General features: G+C 67.2%; 6 protein-coding genes. All 6 read left to right on the forward strand.

Annotated elements, in window-relative coordinates; all coding sequences use genetic code 11:
• Positions 1-74: 74 nt before the first annotated feature.
• Positions 75-680 carry a hypothetical protein gene (locus tag ABGV18_RS10215; protein ID WP_396585943.1) on the forward strand — a complete coding sequence of 202 codons (606 nt, stop codon included), beginning with the start codon at positions 75-77 and terminating at the stop codon, positions 678-680.
• Between the two features lie 3 nt (positions 681-683).
• Positions 684-2,735 carry a hypothetical protein gene (locus ABGV18_RS10220; protein WP_396585944.1) on the forward strand — a complete coding sequence of 684 codons (2,052 nt, stop codon included), beginning with the start codon at positions 684-686 and terminating at the stop codon, positions 2,733-2,735.
• A gap of 61 nt (positions 2,736-2,796) precedes the next feature.
• The gene (locus ABGV18_RS10225) at positions 2,797-3,321 is read left to right on the forward strand and encodes a hypothetical protein (protein ID WP_396585945.1); all 525 of its coding nucleotides are present in this window, start codon (positions 2,797-2,799) and stop codon (positions 3,319-3,321) included.
• Between the two features lie 3 nt (positions 3,322-3,324).
• Positions 3,325-5,466 (forward strand): transglycosylase SLT domain-containing protein, encoded by a 2,142-nt coding sequence (locus tag ABGV18_RS10230; RefSeq protein WP_396585946.1) that lies wholly within the window; start codon positions 3,325-3,327, stop codon positions 5,464-5,466.
• A complete protein-coding gene (locus ABGV18_RS10235) occupies positions 5,463-12,050 on the forward strand; it encodes a hypothetical protein (RefSeq protein ID WP_396585947.1) in 6,588 nt (2,195 codons plus the stop codon). The genes ABGV18_RS10230 and ABGV18_RS10235 overlap by 4 nt, the downstream gene beginning before the upstream one ends.
• Positions 12,051-12,111: 61 nt before the next feature.
• Positions 12,112-12,671, forward strand: a 560-nt coding sequence (locus ABGV18_RS10240) for a hypothetical protein (protein WP_396585948.1), incomplete at its 3' end; no start/stop codon positions are given.

The raw sequence follows: 12,671 nt of genomic DNA on the forward strand, positions 1-12,671 counted from the left end.
GGGCGGACCGCGCTTTCCGTGGCGGCGTGACCATTCAGGGGCCTTGTGCCCCTGTTTTTTCGTGAGGCACTGACATGGCATCTGAAGTCGATCTGTGCAATCTGGCGCTGGCCCGCCTGGGCGATCCGGCGACCGTTTCCAGCATCAACCCGCCCGAGGGCTCCGCGCAGGCCGAGCACTGCGCGCGGTTCTACCCCATCGCCCGCGATGCAGTGCTCGAGGCCCACCCGTGGCGCTTTGCTTCCCGGCGCGTGGCACTGGCACCGCTCGACGTCGAGAGCTGGGGGTGGAGCTTTGCTTACGGCCTGCCGAACGACGCGCTCGTCAGCCTCGCCGTGCTGGCGCCGGGCACCACCAACGACGCCGAGACGCAGGACTTCGACATCGAGTCGACCGCCAGCGGCGCGCGGGTGCTCTACACCAACCAGGACGACGCCACGCTGCGCTACGTCGCCCGCGTCACCGACACCACCCGGTTCTCGCCGGGATTCAACGAAGCGCTGTCGTGGCTGCTCGCCTCCTATCTGGCCGGGCCGATGATCAAGGGCGACGACGGCGCGCAAATGGCCAAGGCGGCCTACCAGCAATACGCGTTCGTCGTCTCGCAGGCCAAGGTGACCGACGCCAATCAACAGCAGGTCAAGCCAGACCACACGCCGGCGTGGATCTCCGGGAGGTAAGCCATGGGCACCGTGCGCACATTCCAGCAGGCATTCGTCGGGGGCGAGATCAGTCCGGAGATGTTCGGACGCATCGACGATGCCAAGTACCAGAGCGGCCTCGCCCTGTGCCGCAACTTCGTGACCAAGCCACACGGCCCGGCCGAGAACCGCGCCGGGTTTCAGTTCGTGCGCGAGGTCAAGGACTCGACCAAGGCCGTGCGGCTGATCCCGTTCACCTACTCGACCACCCAGACCATGGTAATCGAGCTGGGCGCGGGCTACTTCCGCTTCCACACGCAGGGCGCGACCCTGCTCGACGGCGCGGTGCCCTACGAGATCGCCAACCCGTATGCCGAGGCGGATCTGTTCGACATCCATTTCGTGCAGTCGGCCGACGTGCTAACGCTGGTGCATCCGAACTACGCGCCGCGCGAGCTGCGCCGCCTGGGCGCGACCAACTGGCAGCTGACGACCATCTCCTTCGGCTCGTCGATCTCGGCCCCGGGCGGCGTGACCGCCACGACCGCGGGCACCACCGAGACGAAGTACGACTACACCTACGTCGTCACCTCGATCGAGTCCGAGGGCGTGATCGAATCCGGGTCGTCTGCCGAGGCTACCGTCACGTCGAACCTGCTTGTCACCGGCGCGACCAACACCATTTCGTGGACGGCCGTCACCGGCGCATCGCGCTACAACGTCTACAAGCTGCAGGGCGGGCTGTTCGGCTACATCGGCCAGACCGACGGCACGTCGATCGTGGACGAAAACATTGCCCCGGACCTGTCGAAAACCCCGCCGATCCACGACAGCGCGTTCAACAGCGCCGACAACTACCCGGCGGCCGTGTCCTACTTCGAGCAGCGCCGCTGCCTGGCCGGGACCACCAACCAGCCGCAGAACATCTGGATGACCAAGAGCGGTACCGAGTCGGACATGAGCTATTCGCTCCCGACCCGCGACGACGACCGCATCGCCTTCCGCGTGGCCGCGCGCGAGGCGAACACCATCCGCCACATCGTGCCGTTGTCCGAGCTTGTTCTGCTCACCAGCTCAGCCGAGTGGCGGGTTACCTCGCTCAACAGTGACGCAATCACGCCCACGACCATCAGTGTCCGGCCACAGTCCTACGTCGGCGCGTCGAACGTCCAGCCGGTAATCATCAACAACACGCTTCTCTACGGCGCGGCGCGTGGCGGGCACGTGCGCGAGCTGGCCTATAACTGGCAGGCCGGCGGTTTCATCACCGGCGACCTCTCCTTGCGCGCGCCGCACCTGTTCGACACCCACGACATCGAGGACATCGCCTACGCCAAGTCACCGTACCCGGTCGTGTGGTTCGTCTCGAGCGCCGGCAACCTGCTCGGCCTGACCTACGTCCCCGAGCAGAAGGTGGGCGCGTGGCACCGGCACGACACCGACGGCGTGTTCGAGTCCTGCACCACCGTGGCCGAGGGCAACGAGGACGTGCTGTACGTCATCGTGCGCCGCACCATTGGTGGCACAGAGAAGCGTTACGTCGAACGACTCGCCAGCCGGCAGTTCACCAACCAGGAGGACGGCTTTTTCGTCGACTCCGGCCTGACCTACGACGGCGTGCCGGCCGACCAGATCAGCGGTCTGGATCACCTCGAAGGGAAGACCGTGAGCATCCTCGCCGACGGCGCGGTGCATCCGCAGCGCACGGTCAGCGGCGGGGCGGTGACCCTCGACTTCGAGGCGAGCAAGGTCCACGTCGGCCTGCCGATCGAGGCGGACATCGAGACCCTGCCGCTGGCGCTGCAACTGCGCGACGGTAGCTACGGGCAGGGCCACGTCAAGAACGTCAACAAGGTGTGGCTGCGCGTCTACCGCTCGTCGGGGATCTTCGTCGGGCCGACCGCCGACCAGCTCACCGAGGCCAAGCAGCGCACCAATGAGCCCTACGGCTCCCCGCCGGCGCTCAAGACCGACGAGATCGAGATGACGCTCGACCCACGATGGGCGCAGGGCGGCCAAGTGTTCGTCCGCCAGGCCGACCCGCTACCGCTCACGCTCAACAGCATCTCGTCCGAGGTGGCGCTCGGCGGGTGACCGGTGCACGTACCGCAGGCATGAGGGGGTACGTTCGTCGCATCACTCCCGGGGGCGCGCAATGGGACTAAATCCAGGACAACTATCGACCATCTCGACGCTTGGCGGGACATTTTCGAGTGCCGTCGGCAGCTACTACGGCGCGAAGTCGCAGCAGACCAATCTTGATCTGCAGGCCGATCTCGCCGGCGTCAACGCTCGCATTTCCGAACTGGGCGCGCAGTCCGTACTGCGCCAGGGCCAGCGCGAGGTCGGCCGCGTCACCATGCAGGCCGGGCAGCTCAAGAGCCGCCAGCGCGCCAGCATGGCCGCCAATGGCGTGGACCTCAACGAGGGCAGCGCCGCCGAGCTACAGGATTCCACGGACATCATGAAGGAAATCGACGCGGCAACCGTCGAGGCCAACTCCATCCGCAGCGCGTGGGGCTACCGGACGCAGGGCGTCAGCTACCAGAACCAGGCACTCGGCGCTCGGACGACCTCGAGCGCCATCAGCCCGTTCGGCAGCGCGGCCACGTCCCTGATTGGCGGGGCGACCAAGGCCGCCGCCGGCTGGTACGACTACACGCGCACGCGGGAGGGCTGATCCATGCCGCGCGTCCCGACATACGACCGATTCCAGGCCCGGCCGAACACCCTCCCGCAGCCGCGCATCGCCGCGCCCAACATGCCCGACGTGGCCGGCAAGCAGGCCCAGCAGACGGGCCAGGCGGTCACCCGCGCCGGGCAGACGGCCAACAAGATCGCCGTCCAGCAGCAGCGCGAGGCCAACCAGCTGCGCGTGGACGACGCCCTCAACGCTGCCAAGGAAGAAGCGCTGCGCCTGACCTACGACAAGGAGCAGGGCTTTACCAATCTGCGCGGGATCAACGCGCTCGATCGGCCGGACGGCAAGCCGCTGGCCGAGGAGTACGGCGAGACGCTGCAAAAGCGCGTCGACGAGATCGCCGGCGGGCTGGGCAACGGCGCGCAGCGTCAAGCCTTCCAGCAGAACGCGAGCGACATCCTCACGTCGTTCCGTGGGCAGGCGATCCGCCACGAATCCAACGAATACCGCACCTACGCGGAATCCGTCTCCGAGGGCGTGCAGGCCACGGCCATGCGCGACATCGCGCTCAACTGGAACAATCCCGACGCGGTGCAGTCCGGCATCGACCGGATCGGGGCCGAGGTCTACCGGCAAGCCAACCTGTTCGGCAAGAGCGCCGAGTGGCAAGAGGCGCAGGTCCGCGAGATGACCAGCACCGCCCACCGCCAGGCGCTGACCGCCGCGCTCGAGCAGAACGACCCGATGTACGCCGAGGCCTACTTGCGCCGGCACAGCGGCGAGATGAACGCCGACGACATCCTCGCCGTGCGCGGGCACATCACCAAGGCAGTGGACGCCGAGGTGGCCGTGGGCGCGGTGCAGGAAACCATGCAGCGATACAGCGGGCGCATCGCCCCGAGCCAGACCGAGCGGGCGTTTAACGTCGCCGTCGGCACTGAATCGAACGGCCGACAATTCGACGCGAACGGCGCGCCGCTGGAAAGCTCGGCCGGGGCCATCGGCATCGCCCAGGTCATGCCCGCCACCGCGCCCGAGGCCGCCGAGCTCGCCGGTCTGCAATGGGACGAAGAGAAGTACCGCAACGACGCGGACTATAACCGAGCCATCGGCCTGGCCTACTTCCAGAAGCAGCTGCAGGAGAACGACGGCCATCTCGCCAAGGCCTACGCCGCCTACAACGCGGGACCGGGCCGACTGCAGACGGCCGTCGCCAACGAGGAGAACAATCGCGAGGCCGGCGGCACGCTCAACTGGCTCGACTTCATGCCCGAGGAAACGCAGGCCTACGTCGAGAAGAACATGCGCGAGTACGAGCAGGGCAAGGGCAAGCCCCGTCGGCCTAGCCTCGCCGAGATGGAGCGCAACCTGCGCGAAGACCCGCGGCTAGCGCGCAACCCGCAGCGCCTCAAGATGGCCCGCGAGGAACTGGAATACCGCTTTGAGCGCCAGACCGAAGCCATCAAGCAACGCGAGGATTCGCTGGTGGCCGACGCCATGCGCGGCGTCCAGGAGAACGGCGGGCGCTACTCGGCCCTGCCGGCTGGCCTGCGCAACGAACTGCCGCCCGGGCGCGTCGGCAAGGTCATCGACTTCGCCAAGAAGATCGCCAAGGGCGACGACAGCACCAACCTGTGGCTCTACAACCGACTGGCCGCCGATCCCAAGGCCCTGGCCGAGATGGGCGGCGACGAGTTCTATGCCCTGCGCGATGGCCTGTCCGAGTCGGATTTCAAGCACTTCGCCAAGGAGCGCGCCAAGGCGATCGAATCCAAGCAGGACGGCACCGATAGTCCGTTCAGCGATGCCGGCACGCTCACCCAGCAGCTATCCGACGCGACCAAGCGCGCCGGCTATGACGCCGAGACCCGCGCCGGTTTCCAGTACGTCGCCCGACAGGAGATCCAGCGCGTCCAGCGCGAGCAGGACAAGGAACTCCCATTCGAGGAACGCCAGAAGATCATCGACCGGCTCCTGCTCGAGGGCGAGGTGATCGGCGGGGGCTTCATGCACAACCCGGACAAGACGTATTACGAGGTGGTTGGCACCGAGGACGCAGAAGCGTTCCGGCCGGAGGTGCCGGACACCGAGCGCGCCGCCATCGAGGCTTCGCTCGAACGCAACAACATGGCCGTGACCGACGCGGCCGTGGTCGAAGTCTACAAACGCAAGATGGGCCTATGAGCGAATACGACGACATCGTGCGCGGCATGGTCGCGCCCACCACGGAGGGCGGCGCCCGGGACACGCCCGAGGCCGAGGGCGGCAACGACTACGACGGCATCGCGGCACAGCTCCGCAAGGAGCAGACCGGCCGGGCGCGCGTGGCGCTGGGCACGGCGCTCGACACCAACCCCGACGAGGCCGCGCGCGGTGCGGCCCTGGCGAAAAAGGCCGGGCTGCCGCTGGACGTGGTCGAGCGCAACCGCCCGGAGATCGAGCGCAAGACCAAGGCCGAGGAATACGACGCGCTGCTCGAGTCCAGCCCCAAGCTGCGCGAGAAGTTCGCCGCCGACCCGGAGCTGGCCAAGCAGGCGCACGACGACGTGGAGAACCTCGCCTGGTGGGAAAAGAGCGGGCGCATTTCCACGTCGATGGCCGAGCCGGGCATCCGCAACAAGGCCGGGGAAAGCAACCCGCGCGAATTGAAGGCGGCGGGGGGCGGCGCGACGCTGGCGACGCTGGGGATCGCCGAGTCGGAATGGCGCACGCCCGAGTCGATCACCCGCGGTTTCGAGTTCCTGTCCGAGACCGTTGAGCGCACCGGCCTGCCGCGCATGCTCAACCCGATGCGCGGGGCCGAGACCATCAGCCGCGCAATCTCCGAGGGCGTGCCGGTTCCGGGCACGGACCTACGCACCTACGGCGCCACGGATGCCGCCGACGCGATCGGCGACGCCACCGGCATGCTGGCCGAAGATCCTGAGACCTTCGGCGACACGTTCGCCCGGCTCCAAGAGAAGGGCCATCTCGCCGACGAAGCCCTGGCCGAAGCCCTCAAGGGGGACACCGAGAAACTGCAACAGGTACTGACCGATCCCGAGGCATGGGCCGGGTTCATCGGGCGAGCCGCGCCGTCGCTCTACATGGCCTACAAGTCCGACGGCTCGATCCCGTTCCTCGCGTGGCTGGAATCCATGGAAGTGGCCAACGACGCGGCCGACTTCGAGGAGCGCACCGGTCAGTCAATCGCACCGGAGAAGTTCGTCCAGGCGCAGGCGCAAGTCGCCCTGATCAACGCCTTCCTCGAGCGCACCGGTCTCGAGAAGATCATGGCCGGCAAGGGCGGGCCGCTCACCTCGTTCATGCGTGGCGCGGTCGGCGAGGGCAGCACCGAGGGCCTGCAGGCGCTCAACACCAACGCGGCAATCTTCGCTGCCTACGACGATCAGAAGTCGCCCTCCGAGGGCGTGCTCGGCGGGATCATGGGCGGCGCGGGCACCGGCGGCGTGGCTGGCGGCGTCGAGGGCACGGTGCGTCGGGCCGTCGAGCGCAATGCCAAGGCCGACGAGGCCCAGCGCACCGGCGAGACCATCGACCAGGTGGCCGAGAACGCCCGCGCCTCCAAGCTGCGCGAGCGCAACCCGGACGCCTTCGAGGAATACGCCGCCGAGGCCACGGCCGACGGCCCCGTGCAGGACGTCTACATCGACGCCCGCAAGTTCTCCGAATTCTTCCAGTCCCAGGGCATCGACCCGGCGCAGATTGCCGAGGACATGCCCAGCGTGCGCGAGCAACTGGCCGAGGCCGAGGCCACCGGCGGCGATCTCAAGATCCCGCTCGCCGAGTACGCCACGCGCATTGCCGCAACCGACTACCACGACGGGCTGCGCGATCTCGCACGGTTCAACCCCGAGGACATGAGCCCGGCCGAGGCCGCCGAGTGGCAGGAGACGCAGGGCGAGACATTCCAGCGCGAGGCGCAGGAGATTCTGGATCGCCGCATCGACGACGACGCGTCCCAGCAATCCGCCCGGCGGGTCGAGGACACCGTCCGCCAGCAGATCATCGAGACCGGCCGCTTCACCAAGGACGTGGCCGACAAGTACGCCAGCCTGCACGGCGCGTTCGCCACCACCATGGCCGACCGCCTCGGCATCCAGCCGGCGGAAGTCTACGAACGCTACGGCCTGCAAGTGCGCGCCGAAGGCCTGCAGATGGACGGGGCACAGTACGATCAGGGCACCACGCTCGACGACGTCAAGGCCACCGCCCAAGAGGCCGGGGTCGATGTCGCCGTGCGCGAGCGCGATGACGTGATCACCCTCGACAAGATCGTCGTCCCCGAGGACGGCCGAGGGCAGGGCACCGGCACGCAAACCATGCAGGCGCTGGTCGACTACGCCGACGCCCAGGGCAAGGCGATCGCCCTCACGCCCACCGATGATTTCGGCGGCAACGCCAAGCGGCTGCGCGACTTCTACAAGCGCTTCGGCTTCGCCGAGAACAAGGGCGCCGACAAAGCGTATTCCGTCAGCGAGTCGATGCTGCGCATGCCGCAGGATTCGGACCTGACGCTCTACCAGAACGAAGGCGGCAAGCGCGCAAAGATCCAATTCCCCACCGACCTGACCGAGGCCCCCAGCGTTATCTCGCTGCTCGAACGTGCGGATTTATCCTCGTTCCTCCACGAATCCGGGCATTTCTTCTTTGAAGTGATGACCGACATGGCCGCGCAGCCGGATGCCCCGGCGCAGATTCAGCAGGACGTGCAGACGCTGCTCGACTGGTACGGCATTGACAGCCTCGAGACGTGGCAGCAGATGACGCCGGATGCCCGGCGCGAGTACCACGAGCAATTTGCTCGGGGCTTCGAGGCCTACCTGCTCGAGGGCAACGCGCCCAGCGTCGAGATGCAGGGCCTGTTCCAGCGGTTCCGCGCGTGGCTGGTGGCCGTCTACAAGAACCTGCGTAATCTGGATGTCGAGCTGACCGACGAGGTGCGCGGGGTGTTCGACCGGATGCTCGCCACCGACGAGCAGATCGAGGCCGCGCAAGCGTCGATGAACCTGCGGCCGATGTTCCGCTCGGCCGACGAGGCGGGCATGACCGAGGCCGAGTTCGCCGAGTACCAGGCGCGCCACCGCGAGGCGATCGACGAGGCCACCGAGACCCTGCAAGAGCGCAGCCTGCGCGACATGCAATGGCTCGCCAACGCCAAGAGCCGCAAGCTCAAGGAGCTGCAGCGCGAGGCGAAGACCAAGCGCAAGGCAGTGCGCGCCGAGGTGGCCGACGAGGTCGCCCACCGGCCGGTCTATGCCGCCGAGGAATTCCTGCGCCGGGGCATCGTCGAGGGGCCGGACGGCGAGCGCATCGATATCCCGTCCGGTAACAAGCTCGCCATCCCCGCCATGCGCGAGATGTACGGCGAGGAGGATGCGCCGCGTTCCGACCCCGATGCCGTCGACCCGGCGCTCGACGACCTGCCCACGGCCATTGCCAAGCTCGGCGGGCTCGACCGCGAGGCGGCCAGTGCCGAGGGCATCGACCCGGCCCATTGGCAGGGCCGCGCGGCCAGCACCGAGAACCAGCCGGTATCCGGCAGGCGTGTGTTCCGCAAGGAGGGCGGCCGGGCCTTCGACAGCATGGCCGAGGCGCTGGCGCAGTACGGCTATCTCGACGAGGAAGCCACGCCCAACGCCCTGCTCGACAAGCTCAACGCCTCCCTGCGCGGCGAGGAGGTCTATTCCTCGCGCGCGGACTTCGATGCGATCTACGGGGTGCCGGGCGCCGATCTCGTCGACGCACCGGACTGGCGGTCGCTGGGCTACGGCAAGTACGGCATGTTGGCCGGCACCGGGGTGGACCCGGAAGTCGCCGCCGGCTGGTTCGGCTTTACCTCGGCCGACGAGATGGTGCGCACCCTGGTCGACGCCGAGCCGCGCCGCGAGGTGATCGAGGCCGAGACCGACCTGCGCATGCTGGAACGCTACGGCGATCTCGCCGACCCGCAGGCAATGGAGCGCGCCGCCGAGGCGGCCATCCACAACGACGCCCGCGCGCGCTTCGCCGCCACCGAGCTGAACTACCTTAACCGCGCCGCCGGCCGGGGTCGCGTCAACACGCAAGCGGCCAAGGCGTTCGCCGAGCGGTTCATCGCCGGCCAGCGCGTGCGCGAGATCAAGCCCAGCCGCTGGCAGTCGGCCGAGGCCCGCGCCGCGCGTGAATCCGACAAGGCCCGCCGCCAGGGTGACCTGCCGGCCGCCGCCCGTGCCAAGCAGGATCAGGTGGTGCAGGGCTACACGGTCCGGGCCGCACAGGATGCGGTGACCGAGATCGACAAGATGGTCAACTACCTCAAGAAGTTCGAGCGCGAGGGCGTGCGCAAAAACCTGCGCGGTGATTTCGTCGGCCAGATGGACGCGCTACTCGCTCGCTTCGACCTTCGCAAGGGGCAAAGCCTCAAGGCCATCGACCAGCGCCAGAACCTGCGCGAGTGGATCGAGTCATTCAGCCAGGAGAACGCGGCCATCGCCCCGGAGATCGACGAACGGATGCTCGACGAGGCGTACCGCAAGCACTACAAGGATATGACGCTCGACGAGCTGCGCGGTTTGCGCGACACCGTGCGGCAGCTCGAGCAACTGGCGCGGCGCGAACAGAAGATGTACCTCGAGAGCCGCCAGCAGACGTTCAACGAGGAGAAGGGCGCGATCCTCGACGAGCTGCGCAACGCCCACCCTGAAGCGTTCGATGCCGACGGCGAGCCGCGCGGGTTTGAAAAGTCCTACGTGCCGAAGTTCGGCGAGCGCTGGAAGCGGCTCAAGCAGAAGGGTTCGGCCGAGTTCATCAACGTCGAGACGCTGGTGCAGCTGGTCACCGTCGGCAAGTTCGGCCAACTTCACGATTCGCTGGTGCAACGGCTGTCCGATCGCTCGGATTGGAAGGTCAAGTTCCAGCAGCAGCTGGGCGATCACCTGCGGCCGTACCTCAAGGCATACGGCTTCATGGAATCGCGCGAGTTCGCGGCGAAGAAGAATCTTCTCCAATTCTCGTCGAAGGCGTACTTCATCCCGGAGATCAACGAAAGCCTCACCCGCGAGAATATGGTGACCGCCGCGCTGTACTACGGCAGCGTCACCGGCCGCCAGCGCCTGCGAGACGGCCACGGCTGGGGCCCGGCCGAGATGCGCGCCATCACCGACCGGCTCACGCAGAAGGACGTGGACCTGATTGAGGCCATTTGGCAGATGCACGACGAGATGGTTTGGCCGGAGCTGAAAGGGGTGAACGAACGCACCACCGGGCAGGCCCCGGAGAAGGTCGAACCGCTGCCGTTCGACACCAAGTTCGGCACGCTGCGTGGCGGGTTCCATCCGATCGTCTACGACTCGGACCTCGACCACCGGCAGGCCAAGTACGACGAGGGGCAGGCCGTGCAGGACATGCTCGGCGGCAATCTCTGGAAGGCCAGCACGCCGCAGGGCTCGAGCAAGGCCCGTCTCGACGAGGTAAGCAAGCGGCTGACGCTGGACTTCGGCGGCATGAACAAGGCCCTGGGCGACGCCATCCACGACATCGCCTATCGCGAGGCCGTGGCCGACACCTACCGGCTGGTCAACGACAAGACCCTGCGCGCGGCCATCGACGGCATCGGCGGCGTGGACGTGACGCGCGCGATCGAGCAGCAGATCCGCAATGTCGCGTCCGTGCCACGGGCGCCGAGCCGGTTCATCGACGCGTTCCTGTCGAAGGCCCGCCAGAACACGCTAATCGTGACCATGGGCTATTCGATCAAGACATTCCTCATCAATGCCACCGGCATCTCGGCCTCGTGGCGGCGCGTGGGCCTCGCGACGCTTTCGCAGGAAGTGGGCAATTTCTCCGCCAATCCATTCGAAACTACGCGCTTCGTCAACGAGCGCAGCACCTACATGGAGTACCGCAACCGCTCCTATGACCGGGACCTCACCCGGCAGGTGGCGCAGATCCAAGCGAAAAAGCGCATCACCCCGGACGTGGCCACGGCGCTGGCGATGGTCGGCTGGATGGACCGGGCCGTGTCCTACCCGACGTGGATGGCTGCGTATAAGGAGGCGCTCAACGGCAAGGTGCGCTTCGAGCCGAAGATGGACCCTGATCGTGCGGCCAAGTACGCCGACCATATCGTGCGCCAGACGCAGGGCTCGGGCCGTGAGGTCGACGTGGCGCAGATCATGGAGGGGCGGGGCGACGGTGGGCAACTGCGGAGCCTGTTCACCATGTTCTACAGCTACTTCAACGCCCAGCTCGCGCAGATGGTGCGCGCGCACGTGGTAGAAGGGGCGGCGCTGCGCAATGGGGACCCGTGGGCGTTGGCCCGTCTGGCGCAGGCGTACTTGTCTGTCATCGTCCTGCCGGCCGTTCTCGGCGCGCTGCTCTACGGCAACTGCGACAGCGACGTCGACAGCAACGGCGCGGCCGCGGGCTACGCCAAGTGCTTCACCCGCGAGTCAGTCCTGTTCGCCGGGGGCTTCGTGCCGATCATCCGCGATGTGATCGCCGGTCTGTGGGCTTCCTTCGACGACGACGCGCCCTACTACGGCTACCAAATCTCGCCCGTCGCCTCCGCGATCGAGGGGCCGGTCCGTGGCGTCAAGAGTATGGGCGACGTAGCCGGGGGCGAGGGCGACATCAGGGATGTCAGGGCCATCACCCTGGGCACCTCCTACGCGCTCGGCCTGCCGGGATACCAGGCGTGGCGCAGCATGGAACATGCCTACAACGTGGCCGAGGGTGAATCGGACTTCAACGCGTGGTACTTGCTGATGGGCGAGCCCTACGAGTGACGGTGCACGTGCCGATGCAATCGGCGGATAGCCTTGCCTCACGTTCCATGGGGCCAGCGATATGACCATCTCAAGCAACGTGCGCGTGGCCGGGCCGTATACCGGCAACGACACCGCCACACAGTTTTCCTTCTCGTTCAAGGTGTTCGACACCGCCGAGGTCGTCGTCATTCAGACCGACTCGACGGGTGCCGAATCCACCCTCGTCGAGGGCACCGACTACACCGTCGCGCTCAACGCCGACCAGGACACCTCGCCCGGGGGCACTGTCACGCTGCCTGCGGCCCTGCCGACCGGCGAGAAGCTCACTGTCACCAGTGACGTCGACTACCTGCAATCGCTGGACCTGACCAACCAGGGCGGGTTCTACCCCCAGACGATTAACGACGCGCTTGATCGCCTGACCATCCTCACGCAGCAGACGGCCGAGGAAGCCGGGCGGTCGATCAAGGTCAAGATCAGCTCGGGCGACGACCCCGACCAGCTGGTCGCCGACCTGTTCGCCGCCGAGGTCGATGCCGAGAACGCGGCTTCCAACGCCGCCAGTTCCGCCAGTTCCGCCAGTACCTCCGCGAGCAACGCCTCGACCAGCGAGACCAACGCGGCCGGTAGCGCCACGGC

Origin of the sequence: Guyparkeria halopsychrophila, assembly GCF_044582135.1 — a bacterium.
In the GTDB taxonomy this organism is placed as follows: domain Bacteria; phylum Pseudomonadota; class Gammaproteobacteria; order Halothiobacillales; family Halothiobacillaceae; genus Guyparkeria.